Origin of the sequence: Actinomadura sediminis, from assembly GCF_042675525.1 — a bacterium.
GTDB lineage: Bacteria > Actinomycetota > Actinomycetes > Streptosporangiales > Streptosporangiaceae > Spirillospora > Spirillospora sediminis.
Genome location: NZ_JBHTJA010000031.1, coordinates 1 through 16,556 on the forward strand (window position 1 = coordinate 1; position 16,556 = coordinate 16,556).

The window sequence follows — 16,556 nt, forward strand, 5'->3', positions numbered from 1 at the left end:
CGGCCCGTGCGGCGCGCGTGCGTCGGGCGGCCGGGACGCGCCCGCGCGGGTGCCCGCGCCCGCCGCCGGTGCGGGTCGCGGGTGAGAAGTCGTCCATACCAGATCTCCGATGTGTCGCAGGCGTCCGCGCGCTCCGATCACCGGGCGCTCCCGTCGAGAGTGTTGCGTGACACGGGAAAAGGGAAACTGCCGCTTCATAAAATGATCTCCATCCGGGCTTTTATCGCGATCCATAAATGGCGGTTCGTCGCCTTTGTGGTTTTCATTCACGGTGACGTTCCGTCGAACTTGCGGGCGTTCGCGCAGGGGAGCGACGGGTAAGAATCTGGTAGATAGTCACTGAGAGTCACGTAAACAGGTTTACCGGCGTCCCGTGCGGTTACCCCCTCATGGAATCCGGCAACTCGGTATCAACCACAACGAAGGGCACCGGGGCCCGGCGCCGGCGCCCGATTTCGCAATCGCCGCGGCCGAGTGACGCTCGCCGGGCGCACCGCCGCACCGGCAGGGGCGTGCCGCCCCGCCGTCCGGACGCGGTCGCGGAAGCGGAGGTGTTCAACGTGCAGACGCAGACACAGGTGCGGGAGCTCATGGGAACGAGCGTCTCCGACACCAACGGGACCAAGGTCGGCACGATCAAGCAGGTCTACCTGAACGACGACTCCGGGGACCCGGAGTGGATCACCGTGCACACCGGCTGGTTCGGGATGCGGGAGAGCTTCGTCCCGCTGACGGGCGCGCACAAGGAGGGGGACATGCTCCAGGTCCCCTACGACAAGGAGACCATCAAGGGCGCCCCGAACGTCGACGCCGACGAGCACCTGTCGCACGCGCAGATCGTCGACCTGTACCGGCACTACGGCGTGCGTCCCCCGTCCGGCGGCCGCACCGGCGGCGAGACCGGCGAGCAGGGCCGCACGCCCGACACCGGCCGCGCCGCCACCGGCCGCGCCGAGGCGCCCGCCGAGGGCCGCACGGAAGGACGGTCGGCGCCTGCCGGGCCGTCCGGGACGACCGGCACCGCGGGCGTCGAGGGCACCGGCGGGACCGCGGGCGCCGCGGGCATGGCCGTCCGCCCCGACCGGACGAAGCGCGGCGAGCAGGCCGGACGCACGGCCCCCGGCACGACCGCCGGGCGCACGATGCCCGAGCAGCGCGCCCGCACGGAGGCCGACACGTCCGCCGAGAGCCCGCTGACCGAGATCGTCCGCTGCGAGGAGCAGATCCACATCGGCACCGAGCGGCACGAGGCCGGACGGGTCCGGGTGCGCAAGTGGATCGAGACGGAGACGGTCGAGCGGACGGTGCCGTGCTCGCACGACGAGGTCAAGATCGACCGCGAGGCGATCACCGACGTGCAGCCGGGCACCCGCGTGACGATCACCGAGGACGACAAGGAGATCGTCCTCTACGAGGAGCGGCCGGTCGTGACCAAGCAGGCGGTGCCGGTCGAGCGGGTGCGGGTCCGCACCGAGCAGGTGCAGGACGAGCAGACCGTCCGCAGCGAGCTGCGCAAGGAGCGCGTCGAGGTGACCCGCGAGGGCGACACCGGCACGTCCGACGCGTCCGGGCGCGGCCGGAAGGGCTGACCCGGTCCGGGACGGCGGCGGCCGACTCCGGCCACGCCGTCCCGTGCTCCGCACGCGCCTCCCTTCTTGACAGATGATCTCCCTCGGGGGACCTTCGCGGTGACGCGGAGCCGGTGCGGGGCGCACGGCCGTCCGGGCGAGCCGTGCCCCCCGGTCGCCGGCCGCGCGGCCCGCCGGGCCGCGCGGCGTCGCGGAAGCGACCCACGGAGGGACGACTTGCGACACCCCCTCGGAACCGCCACCCGGATCGGGCGGACCGTGATCGCACTGGCGGTCACCGCCGCCGTGCCGTCCGCCATCGCGGCCCAGCCCGCGGTGGCCCAGGAGCGGACCGCCCCCTACCTGAACCCCCGCCTGCCCGTTGAGAAGCGCGTCGACGACCTGCTCGGCCGGATGACCCTCGCCGAGAAGGCCGGCCAGATGACCCAGGCCGAACGCGGCGCCGTCGCCGGCGACCCGGCGATGATCACCCGCCTCGGGCTCGGCTCCGTCCTGTCGGGCGGCGGCTCCACGCCCGCCGCCAACACCCCCGAGGGCTGGGCCGACATGGTCGACGGCTTCCAGTCCCGCGCCCTCGGCACCCGCCTGAAGATCCCGCTGCTGTACGGGGTCGACTCGGTCCACGGCCACAACAACCTCGTCGGCGCCACCGTCTTCCCGCACAACATCGGCCTCGGCGCCGCCCGCGACCCCGGCCTCGTCCGGCGGGCCGCCGAGATCACCGCCGCGGAGACCCGCGCGACCGGCCCGCAGTGGACGTTCGCCCCGTGCGTCTGCGTGACCCGGGACGTCCGCTGGGGACGCACCTACGAGAGCTTCGGCGAGGACCCCGCCCTCGTCACCCGCATGACCACCGCCGTCGAGGGCTACCAGGGCCGCCGCCCGTCCCGTGACCTCGACGACCCCGAGCGCGTCCTCGCCACCGTGAAGCACTACGCGGGCGACGGCGACACGAGGTTCGGCTCGTCCACCACCGGCACGTACACGATCGACCAGGGCGTCACGGTCACCGACCGCCGCTCCTTCTGGAAGACGAACCTCGTCCCGTACGTCCGGGCGATCAAGAAGTACGACGTCGGCAGCATCATGCCGTCCTTCTCCAGCGTCGACTGGACCGAGGACGGCGTCGGCGACCCGGTGAAGATGCACGCGCACAAGGAGCTCCTCACCGACGTCCTCAAGAAGGGAATGGACTTCGAGGGCTTCCTGATCAGCGACTGGGAGGCGATCCACCAGATCCCGGGCGACTTCCCGACGCAGGTCCGCACGGCCGTCAACGCGGGCGTCGACATGTTCATGGAGCCCTACAGCGCCCCGCGGTTCGTGGCGACGCTGATCGCCGAGGTCGAGGCGGGCCGCGTCCCGATGTCGCGCATCGACGACGCCGTGGGCCGCATCCTCACCGCCAAGTTCGAGCTGGGGCTCTTCGAGCGCCCCTACACCGACCGTTCCAACGCGTCCGAGATCGGCTCCCGCGAGCACCGTGCCGTCGCCCGCGAGGCCGTCGCGAAGTCGCAGGTGCTGCTGAAGAACGACGACCGGGCCCTCCCGCTGGACCGCCGCGACGCCCTCTACGTCGCCGGGACGAACGCCGACGACATCGGCAACCAGGCGGGCGGCTGGACCGTCACCTGGCAGGGGGAGTCCGGCGACATCATCCCCGGCACCACGATCCTCGAGGGCATCGAGCGGTACGCCGGCGACGTCACCTACAGCGCCGACGCGTCCGCCCCCATGGACGGCGCCGACGTGGGCGTCGTCGTGGTCGGCGAGACCCCGTACGCCGAGGGCGTCGGCGACGTCGGCAACGGCCACACGCTGAACCTCTCGGCCGCCGACCGCGCGAACGTCGAGAAGGTCTGCGCCGCCATCGAGACCTGCGTCGTCCTGGACGTCGCGGGACGCCCGCAGATCGTCACCGACCTCCTGCCGAAGATGGACGCGTTCGTCATGTCCTGGCTGCCCGGCAGCGAGGGCGCCGGGGTGGCCGACGTCCTGTTCGGCCGCCGCCCCTTCACCGGCAGGCTCCCCGTCTCCTGGCCGCGCACCGAAGCCCAGGAACCGATCAACATCGGCGACCGCGGCTACGACCCCCTGTTCCCCTACGGCCACGGCCTCCGCACCCGGACCCGCTGACCTGACCCGGGGGCCGGCCGTCTCCCGGACGGCCGGCCCCGCCCGCCGCGCGGCGTCCACGCCGCGCGGGACGGGGAAAACGGGGTGACCGGCGGGGCGGGTGCTTGGCTACAGTCGTCACCATGGCAGAAGACGGGTCGGTGCGGATCGACCTCTGGCTGTGGTCGGTGCGGCTGATCAAGACGCGGTCGCAGGCGACGGCGGCGTGCAAGGCGGGGCACGTCCGGGTCAACGACGAGCGCGCGAAAGCGGCCACGACGGTGCGGGCGGGCGACGAGATCCGGCTCCGGCTCGATGGGCGCGAGCGCATCGTGGTGGTGCAGAAGGTCATCCGCAAGCGGGTCGGGGCGCCGGTCGCGGCCGAATGCCTGATCGACAAGAGCCCGCCTCCGCCGCCGCGCGAGGCGCTCATGCCGGTGGCCCGGCGGGAGCGCGGTGCGGGACGTCCCACCAAGCGCGACCGCCGCGAGCTCGACCGGCTCCGCGCGCTCGGCGACGGCGCGCTGGCGAGCAGCGCCCGGGCCGCCCGGCGCGAGCGCCGCCCGTGACCCGGCCGCCGGGCGTGACCCGGCCGCCGGGCGTGACCCGGCCGCCGGGCGGGCGCGCCGGTCAGGCGACCTTGCTGCCCCTGTTGAGGGGGGCGGAGCGGGCGAGTTCGGCGCCGTTCGCGTCGAGCGCGACGGCGACGGCGGTCGCGGCCCGCTTGACGTGCGCGGACGTCTCGAAGCCCGCGCGGCGGACGGTCGCCGCGGTGGTCAGCCGGGACGACTCGGGGCCGGTGAGGAACCGCCACGCCGCGACCTCGGTGGCGCCGTTCCAGCTCGCGTACAGGCGCATGCCGCTCGCCGTGGAGCGGGCCGCGAGGAGCGGCGGCGTGCCGGGCCGGGCGGTCCACTCGTGGCGGTACGCGCGGTAGGACGACTGGCCCGTCTTGAGTTCGAGGACGACCTCGCCGGACGGGGTGTACTCGATGACGGAGGCGGTCGAGCCGTAGCCGAGGAGCACGTTGCCGCCGGGGAGGATCTGCATGTTCGCCATGTAGTGGGCGAACGTGGCGCCGTCGGTGTACTCCCACACGAGTTCGGCGCGCTTGGCGCGCTCGTCGACCCTGATGATGATGCCGCGGGACGAGCCGGTCTCGGCCTCGGTGATCGCGTTGTCGAACAGCGTGATCGTCCCGTCGGGGCGGCGGCGGGCGTCGTGCTGCCACTTGAACTCGACGCCCTCGCCGAGGTCGAAGTCGCCGTGGGTGCCGCCGAGCCGCCACAGGACCTTCCCGGTCCTGCGGTCGATCCGGTAGAGGGCGCTGGTGTTGCGGGCGGAGAGCAGGAGGGCGTCGCCGTCGGCCTCGACCGAGTTGACGTGCACGGGGTCGAACGGCTTGCCGTCCGTCCCGTCGGCGTTGTCGGCGAGGGGGGTGACGGTCTCGGCGATGTCGATGTGCTCTAGGGCGCTCCAGTCGAACAGGACCCGGCCCGTCCGGACGTCGATCTCCTGGACGCGGTTGTCGAACACGTGCCCGTCCGGTGGTCCGCCGATGGCGCGCATGTCGGCGCGGACCAGCGGGTACGCGACGATCAGCGCGGTGCCGCGGTCGGTGAGCTGGAACTCGTGCAGGTCGACGTGGACGTCCGCGCCGCCGCCCGCGCGCACCTCGGCGATCTTCCGGTAGGAGTCGTCGAGGATGACGCCCTTGCCCCAGCCGTAGCCGCCGGTGCGGCGCTCGCCCTCCCAGTAGGTGAGGACGGGCCGTCCTTGGAAGGTCTGGACGCGCAGGTCCGTGATCGTCTGCTGGGACGGCTGGATCCAGACGGGCTCGCCCTCGTCGTCGACGATCAGCCCGTCGGCGTGCGCCGTCCCGCGGAACGGGCCGAGGAAGAGCAGGCCCTGCTCGGGGACGCCGCCGCGGCGCGCGGTCATCCGCGGGGGCCGCAGCTCGGGCATGGTCACGTAGGGGCCGGTCGCCGCCGCGGCCGGTGCCTCGGCCCCGCGCAGGGAGCCCGTGCCGCTGACCAGTGCCGCCCCGCCGGTGAGCCCGACGGCGCCGCCCAGGACCAGGAACCTTCGACGTGTGAAGCGCATGTATCCGGTTCTATGCGATGAGTCTCAATAAATGATGAGAAATGACCATGAAATCGTGATCAGATCCTGCCACAGACCGCCGTCCCGGTGGGAGGGGCGGTCTGACGATCATCGCCCGGTGCGGGTCAGAGGGCGTGGACGACGCGCAGGTGCTCGCGGAACGCCGCGAGTTCGAGCACCGCGTGCTCGCAGCGGTCGCAGACCCACACCCCGCTCGGCACCTGGACGCCGCGGCCGGCCGCGTCGTCCCGGGCGCAGGCCTGCAGGTAGGCCCGGGCGACCCGCCGCCACGCACGCCGTGCCGTCCGCCGGACCTTGATCGGCATTCCCGCTCCCCCTGGGCCTCGTGGGTCGTGTGCGGCCCAGGATAGGGGAGCGGGACGGTAAAGCGGACAAAGGGGACCCCATGCCGCACCCCGGAGGGAGCGGCATGGGGGCCGGGACGGGTCACTGGCCGATCTTGACGCCCGGCTGGCCGTACCGGTACTCCAGCGGCTTGCTGGGGCCGGGCCCCTCCGGGACGTACTTGCCCCGGCGGGTCTTGAAGAGCGGCATGACGGTACGCCCGACGGTGTTCTCCATCATCATCGCCGCCGCCGTGTAGACCGCGATCCCCGCGGACACCACGAACAGCCAGCCGCCGATGCGCAGCGGCCAGGTCGATCCGGCGAAGAACCCCGCCGCGGTGAACCCCGCTCCCACGGCCAGCGCCGCCAGCAGCAGCGTCAGCATCATGTTCCGGCCGAGCGCGGCGAACGCGCCGAAGCCGGTGATGACGGCCAGCGGGACGAACCAGAACGCGAACGCCGCGTTCGACTCACCGAAGGCGGGGACGAGTTCGACGGGGAACACGCCCGCGGACACCATGAGCCACATCAGCCCCCATGCCAGCCAGAAGGCGCCCCACATGCCGTGCATGGCCGTGGCCAGGCCGTCCTGGGCCCGGTACGACCACATGCCCGCCAGGAACTGCGCCAGCCCCCCGAACATGAGGACGAACGGGAACAGCACCAGCGGTGTGGTCGGATTCCCGTACCAGTCCGCCTGCCAGGCGCCGACCATCATGGTCGCGCCCGCGAACCCGAACAGCCCGAGGATGGACGGCGCGGCGACCGGCTGCAGGAACACCCGCGTCCGGTCCTCCCAGACGTGGAACTCGTCCTGTTCGACGTCGCGGCCCCCCGGAGCCGCGTGCGCCGAGGTCTCTCTCCGTTCCGCCATGACTTCCCCCTTCGGAATTGGAGAGCTTTCACCCCTTCTAACCTAGATTTCGCAGGTCAAACAGGTGCTCATGACGCACGGTGAGCACCCGTGCCGCGCGGGGCCGGGGCCGTGTGCACGCCCGCGATGACGAACCCGCTGCGGGGCCGGGTCGGGACGCGCCGCAGCGGGACGGCGAGGTCCTGCGGGGGCACGTGGTAGTGCAGGCGCGCCAGCCGGACGGCGAGGCACTTCAGCACCTCGACGGTGATCGTCTCGCCGGGACAGCGGTGACCGGTGCGGGGGTCGCCGCCGCCCTGCGGGACGAGGACGTCCGGGTCCGGGTCGACGCCGGCGAACCGGCCGGGGTCGAACCGGTACGGCTCGTCCCACAGGCCCGGGTCGTGGTTCTGCCCGAACAGGTCGAGCAGGACGAGCGACCCGCCGCGGATCTTCTCCCCGCGCCACCGCATGCCGCGGACCGCCGCACCCCCGACGAACGGGGCGAACGGGTAGAACCGCCGCACTTCGTGCGCGAAGGCCGTCGCGAACGCGTCGTCCCCCGACGCGAGCCGCTCGCGATGCTCCGGCCACCGGTGCAGCGCGTGCGCCGCGAACGTGACGAACCAGGCGACCGCCACCGTCGGACGGACGATGTTCAGCAGCTCGATCGCGGCCGTGCGGGGGTCGAGGGGCCGCCCGTCCGCGTCCCGGTGCCGGGCGACCACGGCGATCGCGGACCGCGCGGGCGGCCCGCCGCCCTCCGCGTACGACCGCGCCCGCGCCTCGCTGACCAGGCCCGCGACCCACGCCTCCTGCCGCCGCCGCGCCGCCCGCGCCCGCCAGTGCCGGGGGCCGGGCGTGGCGAACCCGTCGACCATGGCGGTGACGTCGCGGGCGAGATGGTCGGCGGCCGCGTCGTTCAGCGGCAGGCCCGCCCACCGGCACACGCCCCGCGCGAGCACCCGGCTCGCCTCGTCGAACACCACGGTGCGGGAACGCTCCTCCCACGACCGCACCAGCTCGTCCCATGCCGCCCGGACGTGCGCGACGAGCCCCTCGACGCCTTCCGGGTCCTCAAGCAGGGTCACGAACATCTCTTTCCGGACACGGTGCGCGTGCCCGTCGAGCGTCTGCACGCCCCCGTGCCCGAACAGCGTGCTGAGCACGGGTTCCGGCAGGGCCGTGCGCCGCTTCACGTGGTCGTCGTCGTAGAAGAACCGCACGGCCTCCGGTCCGCGCAGCGCCACCGCGGGCTTGCCCAGCAGCCGGGTGCGGACGGCCGGCCGGTCGGTGCCCCGGAACAGGCCGGGCAGCCACGCGTACCCCTCGGCCAGCAGGAGGAAGGTGTTGTCCAAGATCAGACGGTGAGGTCGGCGCATGGGCGCCGCATCCCCTCACCACGGGTTCGCAAACGCCCTCGTCTCGCTGGGGGTACGGCCGAAACGCGCGCGGAACGCGCGTGCGAAATGGGCCTGGCTGGAGAAGCCCCACCGGTACGCGACGTCCGCGATGGTGCGTCCGGCGGCGCCCGGCCCCGTCAGCTCGCCGTGGGCGCGCTGGAGGCGCCGCTCCAGGATGTGCCGGGACGGCGTGGTGCCCGCCGACTCGAAGATCCGCCCGAGGTGCCGCGCCGACACGCCCAGCACCGCCGCGACCCGCCCGGGCGTGAGGCCCGGATCGTGCAGGTTCCGCTCGATGTGGTCCTGCGCGAGGATCAGCTGCGTCTGGTACGCGGCGGGCGCCGGACGGTCCCCGGAACGTTCGGCGGCGAGCAGCCGGATCAGGTCGAGCGCGGCGTCGCGCGTGCCGTCCGGCGCGTCCGCCGCGGGCTCGTCCAGGACCGACCGCAACGCCACGACCAGTTCGCCCTCGCGCGCCGACCCCCGCCCGAACAGCATCGGGGCCGGGACGCCGCCCGCCATGCAGGTCTCGACGAACAGCGCGCGCGGCACGTCCAGCAGGAACTGCCGCATCGACGACGAGAACCCGAACAGGTACGGGCGGCGCGTGTCGTAGACGACGAGGTCGCCCGCGCTCGCGGCCAGCGCCCCGTGCTCGTGCAGGAACACCGCCTCGCCCTTGACCAGCAGCGTCGCGAACACCGAGTCCTTGGGCGCGGACCGCGCCATCTGCGGGCTGCGCTCGATCGCGTGCGCGTTCCCGCTGATGTGCGCGAGCCGGACCCCGTCCAGCTGGAAGTTGGACTGCCGCGCCAGCAGCCCCTGCTCGGAGTACGACGTGCAGGACAGCCCCACGAGCTCCCTGCGGTTGTACTCCTCCCAGAACTCGATCCGTTCGCGCGGGTCGACGTTCTCGGTGGTCGTCTGCGAGATCGGTACGGCGGAGGCCGGCATGGGATCGCTCCTCCCTGGCTCGGTCCGGCGGGGCGCGGGAGCAGGTCGTGGTGTGGAGCATAAACCCGCCGTCCCGCGAACGGACCGGGTGCGGACGCCTCGTTTCTCCCGTCGCGCCCGGTCATGGCCGCACCAGCACCTTGATCTCGTCCTTCGTGTGCGCGTCCGCCGCGGTGAGCGCCTCGAAACCGGCGGACACGACGTCCCCGAGGGGGATCGTCGAGGTCACGATGGGCGTGAAGTCCATCCCCTCCTCGGCCACCAGCCGGATCAGCTCCGGATGGCAGCCCGCGTACCCGACCGACGGGACGATCGACTTCTGCTCGTTGACCAGCGCGAACCCGTCGATCGTGAGCGTTCCGCCGAGGCCGAGCAGCACGGTCCGTCCGCCCCGCCGGGTGGCGGCGAGGCAGTCCCGCAGCGTCGCCTCCAGCCCGACGGCCTCGAACGCGACGTCCGCCGCGCCCGGCGGGAGCGCCCCGGCGTCCACCGCCTCGGCCGCGCCGAACCGCAGCGCGAGCGCCCGCCTGGCCGGGGACGGGTCGCACGCGACGACCCGTCCCGCCCCGTACCGGGCGGCCAGCCGCACCACCAGCAGCCCGATCGGGCCGAGCCCGGCCACCGCGACCGTCTCGCCGTCCCGCAGCCCGGACCGGCGCACCCCGTGCAGCGCCACCGCCGCCGGCTCGAACACCGCCGCCTGCTCCAGCGACACGCCGTCCGGCAGCACGTGCGCCATGTACGCCGGGACGACCGCGCGCTCCGCGAGCCCCCCGTCGCCCATCAGCCCGGCGAACCCGAAGTGCCGGCACAGGTTGTACTCGCCCGCGCGGCAGCGGGCGCACGCCCCGCAGCGGTAGTGCGGCTCGACGGCCACCCGGTCGCCCCGGCCGATCCCGGCGACGTCCGGGCCGACATCCGCGACCGTCCCGCAGAACTCGTGCCCCAGCGTCAGCGGCGCCGTCCGCCCCGACTCCGGATGCGGTGCCCGGACGGGCAGGGCGTGCGGGCCGTCGAGGTATTCGTGCAGGTCGCTGCCGCAGATGCCGCAGTACGCGACGTCGATCGCGACCTCGCCCGGGCCGGGCGAGGGCACCGGGACGTCCTCGACCCGCACGTCCCGCGCCCCGTGCCAGACCGCCGCCCTCACGCGACCGCCTCCGCCGTCTCCGCGCCCGCCCGCCGCCGCAGCACCGCCGGTGCGGTCTCCCGCAGCGCGAACGACAGCGCCACCACGAGCGCGGCGCCCCCGGCGGCGATGAACATCGCGGCCTGCAGGCCCCAGGCGTCCGATGCCCGGCCCGCCACCAGCGGGCCGAGGAACCCGCCGGCCAGCTCGCCCACGCCCATGATCACGCCGAGCGCGGTCGCGAGCGCCGCCTTCGGCACCGTCTCCGCCGGAATCGTCGCCATGAACAGCGTGAAGCACCCCAGACCGGTGTAGGTCAGGATCAGCAGGGCGCCCAGCAGTACCGGGCTCTCCACGTGCACCACCGCGAGCGGGCAGCACACCGCCAGCGCCGTGAACCCGATCAGTGCCGGCCGGCGGCCGATCCGGTCGGAGATCGCCGGGGTCGCGAACCCCCACAGCACCCAGGCGACGCCGAGGCAGGTCATGACCGCGCTCATCGTCCCCGGGCTCCAGTGCTTCTCGTCCGTCAGGTACTTCGGGGTGAACGTGATGAGCGTGACGAACCAGGTCAGGTAGCAGGGTGCGATCAGCATGCAGATCACGACGTTCCGCATGCGCAGGACGTCCCGGATCGGGACCTTGGGCCGCTTCGCGGGCGCGCCGGCCGCCTGCTCGGCCGCCACCGACCGGGGCGAACGTTCCAGGACGAACTTCGCGATCAACCCCGCGATCACGATGCCGGGGACGATCGTCACGAAGAACGCCGTCCGCCACCCGAACGTCTCGGCCAGCCACACCACCGCGACCGGAGCGACGATCCCGCCGAGCAGGCCCGCCGACGAGCCCTGCAGGACGCCCATGTTGAGCCCGCGCCGCGACTCCCGCGACGCGTCCACCATCAGCGACTGCGCCATCGGCAGGACCGCGCCCTCGGCGGCGCCCATCAGCGCGCGCGCCAGCAGCAGTCCCGCGAACCCGGTCATCAGCCCGGACGCCGATGAGAACAGCGAGAACAGCAGCACCGCGCCGATCAGGATCGGCTTGCGGCGGCCCAGCCGGTCCGACAGGTTCCCGGCGAACATCCCGGCCAGTGCCCACGTCAGCGCCAGCACGCCCGACAGGACGCCCAGCTCGGAGTTCGACAGGCCGAAGTCCTCGTCCATGTACGGGGCGAGGAACGCCAGCGCCTGCCGGTCGAAGAACACGAAACCGAACGCCAGGAACAGGATGAGCAGCAGCCGGTTCTCGTACCTGTCCGCGCTCGGGGCGGCCCCGGCCCTCATCGGAACAGGGAGTTCACGTAATCGGCGCCGAGCCCGACCTTCTCGTAGTGCGCCCGGCACATGTCGATGTAGTCGTGCACGTCGAAGAAGCCGTCCGGGTCGCCGTTCTCGTCCAGCCAGATCAGCGGGCCCTTGACGATGAACAGCGTCTTCATCGGCTCGTCGCTCTCGTACGCGACCAGCGTGTGGCCCTCGCCGGGCGCCTCGTAGACGAAGTCGCCCGCGGTCGCCGTCCAGGGGCGTTCCAGGTACCCCCACTTGCCGGAGATCGTGTACGCGAACACCTCGTGCGGGTGGTAGTGCCGGTTCACCAGGCCGGCCTCCTTGGCGCGCAGGACGTCCGACCAGGAGTTGTCCTTCACGTTGATCCACAGCGGCCGCGACCCGACCGTCTCGGTGAACGGCACGTAGTACCGGTCGTCGTCGGTGGCGACCTTCGAGAGGTAGACCTCGGGCAGCGCGTCCGGCTTCTGGGAGTTCTCGATCGGCTTGAGGTCCTTCCAGAACTCCGACTTCGGGGCCTCGGGCATGTGACGTCTCCTTACGGATCGGGGTCCCTGCGTTGCCCGCGAGTGAACCCCGGTCGCCCCGCCCCCGTCTTTCCCGTGGCGGACGTCACATCTTGCACATTTCGGACATCCATGCGGCCGTCCGCACGCGAACGCCGCCCGGCGGGACCTGCCGCCGGGCGGCGTCGCGGGCCGCGGCGCGCACTCGTCCGGTCCGAGGGCCGCCCGGCGTCACTCCCTGCGCGAGGCCTTGCCCGCGCCGGAGCCCGCCTTCTGCCTGCCGATGTGGAAGTGCCGCTTGTGCTGCGCCGGGACGGCGGTGTACTCGGGACCCCCGCGGTCGTCCACCGGACGCCGCTCGGCCTCCTCCCGCCGTGCCTCCTTCACGCCGACCACCAGGAACCGGCCCAGTGCCAGCGCCGCCAGCAGGATCATCACCGCGCCGAGACCGTCGAAGAAGGTCAGCTGCTCGGTGATCCGGCGCGCCTCGCCGCCGAGCGGCGCCCCCACGCCCATGTTCCAGAGCCCGGCGATCGTGGTGCCCACGACGAACCACAGCCCGCCGAGGGCCGCCAGCCAGCCGCCGAACATGGCGGCGGGCCGGTTCGCGGCGAACATGAGGATCAGCCCGCCCAGCCCCACGGCGATCGCCGGAAGGATCGAGAGCACCAGCCAGTCGTTGGAGTAGACCCACGGATCGCTCGACCCGAAGCCGAAGTCGAAGTACGGCCCGATGAACGGAATGAGTCCGCCCCACAGCGCCAGGAGCACCAGCAGAAGCCCGCTGAGCATGCCCCGGCTGCGGGGAGCCCGCATCTTCCCAGTCATGAGAACCCCTCCCTGACCAGGTGATATGCCAATATTTCAGGCAAATCCGTACCCGGCCAGCCCGGTCCAAACCGGCCTCGCCCGGCAAAGAAACGATTCACCCGGCCCGCCGGGCGGTCCCGGTTCCGCCTCAGGCCCCGGTCGTGCGCGGTTTGCGGGCGAGGACGAGGCGGCCCCGCGGGGCGCCGTCCCCGCGCCGTCCGAGGGACGCCAGCGGGACGGTCGTCACGGTGAAGCCCGCGGCCGCCAGATCGTCGCGGACGGCGCCCAGCGGGCAGGTGCGGTAGTACATGACGAACGGGGGACGCCACACGGCGTTCCGGATCCGCATGGCCGCGTCGAAACCGAGCAGGGCCCAGTACAGGACCGACGTGGGCGGCGGCGGTGCGCCGAGGGGGAACGCGAAGAGCCCGCCGGGCCGCAGGGCGCGGTGCACCCCGGCGAAGAGCGCGGGACGTTCGGCGGGCAGCAGGTGCCCGAGCGCCCCGAAGGTCACCGCGAGGTCGAACGCCGCGCCGAAGGGCAGCTCCCGCACGTCCGCCCGCACCCACGCGGCGTCCGGACGCGCCCGCCGCGCCTGCGCGAGCATGCCGGCGCTGAAATCGACGCCCGTGATCGTCCCCCGGCACAGGGGCGCCAGGGCCCGGACGCCCGCGCCGGTGCCGCAGCACACGTCCAGTCCGTCACCGAACGGGCCGAGCGGGCGCAACGCCTCGGCGGTCGCGTCGAGGACGCGGTCGGGGGTGCGGAACGGCGTGTGGTCGAACTTCGGGGCGAGCAGGTCGTAACCGCGCTCGACCGAGGAGAGCGCCTGCACCGCCAGCTCGCGCAGCGACGGGCCCTGAGGGGAGAACACTCGCCAAGCGTACTTCCGCCCGGACCCGCACGGCCGGTCGTGCGGGAGGACCGGAGCGGGGATCGGTGTGCGCGGGGATCGGTGTGCGCGGTGCTCAGCGGGCGGCGGGGAGGCGGATGGTGAAGGTCGAGCCCGCCCCCAGCGTGCTCTCCGCCGTGAGCGAGCCGCCGTGCGCGAGGACGATCTCGCGCGCGATCGCCAGGCCGAGCCCGCGGCCGCCGGTGTCGCGGCCGCGCGCCGCGTCCGCCCGCCAGAACCGGTCGAACACCCTCGGCAGATCCTCGGGCCCGATGCCGCAGCCCGTGTCGGCCACCGTGACGACGACGCCGCCCGCCCGCGGATCGTCCGGAACGTCCACGCCGAGCGTCACCGCCCCACCGGGCGGCGTGGCCCGCACCGCGTTCGTCACCAGGTTGCCGATCGCCTGCCGCAGCCGGTCGGGGTCGGCGTCGATCGGCGGCGGACCGTCCCCCGGCGCCCGGACCGCCAGCGTCACCCCGGCCGTCTCGGCGATCGCGCGGTGCGCGGTGCGCACGGTCTCCAGCAGCTCGGCCGCGTCCACCGGCGCGCGGTGCAGCACCAGCCGTCCCGACTCCGCCAGCGCCAGCTCCTGCAGGTCGTCGATCAGCCGCTGCTGCAGCACCGCCTCCTCGTGCAGGGACGCGAACAGCCCGCGGTCCGGGGCCAGCACCCCGTCGTGCAGCGCCTCCAGGTACCCGCGGATGTTGGCGAGCGGCGTGCGCAGCTCGTGCGCGATGTCGCTGATCATCTGCCGCTGCCGCTCCTCGCTGCGCTGCAGGGAGTCGGCCATCAGGTTGAACGCGACGGCCAGGTCGGCGATCTCGTCGTCGCCGCGGACCCGCACCCGCCCGGACAGGTCGCCGGAGCCCAGCCGCAGCGCCGCCTGCCCGACCGCCGCGATCGACGACAGCATCCGCCGGCTCAGCAGCACGGTGCAGACGATCACCAGCGCCGCCACCGCCCCCGCCGCGGGCAGCGCCCGCTCCGGCTCGATGGCGACCGGGCGCACCCGCTCGTCGCGGAAACCGAGCTCCAGCTTCAGCGTGACCGGCGCCAGCGGCCGCAGCCGGTCGGCGTAGACCCGCTCCGCGCAGCGCGGCGACGGGCCCCCGTCGCCGGACCACGGGTCCCGCACCGGCGTTTCCTCGGCGCGCGGCGGCGAGGCCAGGCAGGCGCTCAGCTCCCGCTCGTCCGCGCGCCGCTCGTCCGCGCTGCTGCCGCCCCGCGCCAGGCAGCGCTTCATCGACTCCGACGCCCCGCCCGGCCCGCTCGCGACGACCGTCCAGCGGCCGTCGCCCAGGTCCGCCCGGCCGATCGGGACGCTGTCGCGGGTCAGGCACGTCGCCAGGCGCAGCACCCGCCGCCGGTGGTCGATCAGCGCGACGACGCCGTCCCGCCAGGCCGGCGGCTCGTCCGCCAGCCGCGGGCGGGCGTCCAGGAAGGTCGCCGGCCGGGCCGACGGCGGCCGGGCCGTCCGCCCGGCCAGGGTGTCGGTGTCGGCGATCACCACCCCGTCGAGCGTGCTGAGGCGGATCCGCTCCCCGGTGCGCGCGCTCAGTTCCCCGACCGTCCGGTCCACCCCCTCCCACGTCCCGTGCAGGGTGCCGTACTCGACCAGCTCGCGGTGGACGGTGTCCACGGTGTCCTGCTCCACCGCCGCGGACTCGGTGAGGCGTTCGCCGGTCGTGTACGCCGTCAGCCACGCCGTCGCCCCGGTCGACACCAGCGCGACCAGCACGATCAGCGCGAACACCCGCGCCCGGAAGCGGCGCAGCGGCGACCGGCGCCTACCGTTCCGCACCACGGCCCATCCGATATCCGCGCCCGTACACCGTCTGCACATAAACGGGATTGGCCGGATCGGGCTCGATCTTTCGCCGCAGGTTCATCACATGCGCGTCCACGGTCCGTTCCAGCACATGGTGGTCGAACCCGAAGGCCAGCGTGAGGATCTGCGCCCGCGTGAACACCCGGGCCGGTTCGGCCGCCAGAGCCTGCACGATCCCGAACTCCTTCGCGGTCAGCTCCACCCGGCGCCCGGCCACCCGCACCTCGAACCGCTCCGGGTCGATCTCCAGATCCCCGACCCGCAGCACCCGCCCCTCCTCCGCGGCCGACGCCCCCGCCCGGCGCAGCAGGGCCCGCACCCGCGCGGTCAGCTCCCGCGGGCTGTAGGGCTTGGTGACGTAGTCGTCCGCACCCAGATCGAGGCCGAGCAGCAGATCCTCCTCCCGCGACCGGGCCGTCAGCAGCAGGATCGGGACGGGCGACTCCGCGCGCAGGATCCGGCACACGTCCAGGCCGTCCACCCCGGGCATCATCACGTCGAGCACCAGCAGATCCGGGGACCGGGCGCGGGTCTGCTCCAGCGCCTCCCGGCCGTCACCGACGACGATCACGCTGTGCCCGGCCTGCTCCAGGTACACCCGGACGAGCCGGGCCTGCTTCGGATCGTCCTCGGCCACGAGGATCCGGGAGCCGCGCATGGGAGGACCGTAGCAACCACTCCGCATGATGATCACTCCTCCAAGGGATCTTCAACGGTTCTTCACCGTCACCCGCT

Annotated in this window: 15 protein-coding genes; 3 read left to right on the forward strand and 12 right to left on the reverse strand. The window is 73.4% G+C overall.

Features of this window, described 5'->3' with window-relative positions; translation table 11 throughout:
• The first annotated feature begins 560 nt into the window (after positions 1-560).
• The 3 genes from ACFQ11_RS17010 to ACFQ11_RS17020 all read left to right on the forward strand — a co-directional run bounded on the left by ACFQ11_RS17010 (position 561) and on the right by ACFQ11_RS17020 (position 4,273).
• Complete coding sequence (locus tag ACFQ11_RS17010; protein ID WP_378299566.1) at positions 561-1,589, forward strand: DUF2382 domain-containing protein; 1,029 nt, start codon at positions 561-563, stop codon at positions 1,587-1,589.
• Between the two features lie 216 nt (positions 1,590-1,805).
• Positions 1,806-3,725 carry a glycoside hydrolase family 3 protein gene (locus ACFQ11_RS17015; protein ID WP_378299569.1) on the forward strand — a complete coding sequence of 640 codons (1,920 nt, stop codon included), beginning with the start codon at positions 1,806-1,808 and terminating at the stop codon, positions 3,723-3,725.
• Between the two features lie 122 nt (positions 3,726-3,847).
• A complete protein-coding gene (locus tag ACFQ11_RS17020; protein ID WP_378299571.1) occupies positions 3,848-4,273 on the forward strand; it encodes an RNA-binding S4 domain-containing protein in 426 nt (141 codons plus the stop codon).
• A gap of 61 nt (positions 4,274-4,334) precedes the next feature.
• Here the strand turns inward: ACFQ11_RS17020 and ACFQ11_RS17025 are convergent, their stop codons facing one another.
• The 12 genes from ACFQ11_RS17025 to ACFQ11_RS17080 form a co-directional block, all read right to left on the reverse strand.
• Positions 4,335-5,807 (reverse strand): arylsulfotransferase family protein, encoded by a 1,473-nt coding sequence (locus ACFQ11_RS17025; protein ID WP_378299573.1) that lies wholly within the window; start codon positions 5,805-5,807, stop codon positions 4,335-4,337.
• Positions 5,808-5,932: 125 nt separating this feature from the next.
• On the reverse strand, positions 5,933-6,133 hold the full coding sequence (locus ACFQ11_RS17030; RefSeq protein ID WP_378299575.1) for a hypothetical protein: 201 nt from the start codon (positions 6,131-6,133) through the stop codon (positions 5,933-5,935).
• A gap of 121 nt (positions 6,134-6,254) precedes the next feature.
• On the reverse strand, positions 6,255-7,028 hold the full coding sequence (locus ACFQ11_RS17035) for an acetate uptake transporter family protein (protein WP_378299577.1): 774 nt from the start codon (positions 7,026-7,028) through the stop codon (positions 6,255-6,257).
• Between the two features lie 68 nt (positions 7,029-7,096).
• Entirely contained in the window at positions 7,097-8,365 is a 1,269-nt protein-coding gene (locus ACFQ11_RS17040) for a cytochrome P450 (RefSeq protein WP_378299579.1), read from the reverse strand.
• 39 nt (positions 8,366-8,404) lie between these two features.
• A complete protein-coding gene (locus ACFQ11_RS17045) occupies positions 8,405-9,364 on the reverse strand; it encodes a helix-turn-helix domain-containing protein (protein WP_378299581.1) in 960 nt (319 codons plus the stop codon).
• Between the two features lie 121 nt (positions 9,365-9,485).
• Positions 9,486-10,514, reverse strand: a complete 1,029-nt coding sequence (locus tag ACFQ11_RS17050) for a 2,3-butanediol dehydrogenase (RefSeq protein ID WP_378299583.1) — start codon at positions 10,512-10,514, stop codon at positions 9,486-9,488.
• The gene (locus tag ACFQ11_RS17055; RefSeq protein ID WP_378299585.1) at positions 10,511-11,779 is read right to left on the reverse strand and encodes an MFS transporter; all 1,269 of its coding nucleotides are present in this window, start codon (positions 11,777-11,779) and stop codon (positions 10,511-10,513) included. The genes ACFQ11_RS17050 and ACFQ11_RS17055 overlap by 4 nt, the downstream gene beginning before the upstream one ends.
• Positions 11,776-12,309, reverse strand: coding sequence for a 2,4'-dihydroxyacetophenone dioxygenase family protein (locus tag ACFQ11_RS17060; protein ID WP_378299587.1), 534 nt, complete (start codon positions 12,307-12,309; stop codon positions 11,776-11,778). Before ACFQ11_RS17060 ends, ACFQ11_RS17055 begins: the two co-directional genes overlap by 4 nt.
• Positions 12,310-12,519: 210 nt before the next feature.
• Positions 12,520-13,116, reverse strand: coding sequence for a hypothetical protein (locus tag ACFQ11_RS17065; RefSeq protein ID WP_378299589.1), 597 nt, complete (start codon positions 13,114-13,116; stop codon positions 12,520-12,522).
• A gap of 130 nt (positions 13,117-13,246) precedes the next feature.
• Positions 13,247-13,972: a class I SAM-dependent DNA methyltransferase gene (locus ACFQ11_RS17070; RefSeq protein ID WP_378299591.1), complete on the reverse strand. Its 726-nt coding sequence runs from the start codon at positions 13,970-13,972 to the stop codon at positions 13,247-13,249.
• A 94-nt stretch (positions 13,973-14,066) separates the two neighbouring features.
• Positions 14,067-15,794, reverse strand: a complete 1,728-nt coding sequence (locus ACFQ11_RS17075) for a sensor histidine kinase (RefSeq protein WP_378299593.1) — start codon at positions 15,792-15,794, stop codon at positions 14,067-14,069.
• A complete protein-coding gene (locus tag ACFQ11_RS17080) occupies positions 15,781-16,479 on the reverse strand; it encodes a response regulator transcription factor (protein WP_378299595.1) in 699 nt (232 codons plus the stop codon). The genes ACFQ11_RS17075 and ACFQ11_RS17080 overlap by 14 nt, the downstream gene beginning before the upstream one ends.
• Positions 16,480-16,556: the final 77 nt, after the last annotated feature.

Bases quoted from the DNA above. Each gene is read 5' to 3' on its own strand.
- ACFQ11_RS17020 (WP_378299571.1), top strand. From the start codon at position 3,848: ATGGCAGAAGACGGGTCGGTGCGGATCGACCTCTGGCTGTGGTCGGTG.
- ACFQ11_RS17025 (WP_378299573.1), bottom strand. From the start codon at position 5,807: ATGCGCTTCACACGTCGAAGGTTCCTGGTCCTGGGCGGCGCCGTCGGG.
- ACFQ11_RS17030 (WP_378299575.1), bottom strand. From the start codon at position 6,133: ATGCCGATCAAGGTCCGGCGGACGGCACGGCGTGCGTGGCGGCGGGTC.
- ACFQ11_RS17035 (WP_378299577.1), bottom strand. From the start codon at position 7,028: ATGGCGGAACGGAGAGAGACCTCGGCGCACGCGGCTCCGGGGGGCCGC.
- ACFQ11_RS17045 (WP_378299581.1), bottom strand. From the start codon at position 9,364: ATGCCGGCCTCCGCCGTACCGATCTCGCAGACGACCACCGAGAACGTC.
- ACFQ11_RS17055 (WP_378299585.1), bottom strand. From the start codon at position 11,779: ATGAGGGCCGGGGCCGCCCCGAGCGCGGACAGGTACGAGAACCGGCTG.
- ACFQ11_RS17060 (WP_378299587.1), bottom strand. From the start codon at position 12,309: ATGCCCGAGGCCCCGAAGTCGGAGTTCTGGAAGGACCTCAAGCCGATC.
- ACFQ11_RS17065 (WP_378299589.1), bottom strand. From the start codon at position 13,116: ATGACTGGGAAGATGCGGGCTCCCCGCAGCCGGGGCATGCTCAGCGGG.
- ACFQ11_RS17080 (WP_378299595.1), bottom strand. From the start codon at position 16,479: ATGCGCGGCTCCCGGATCCTCGTGGCCGAGGACGATCCGAAGCAGGCC.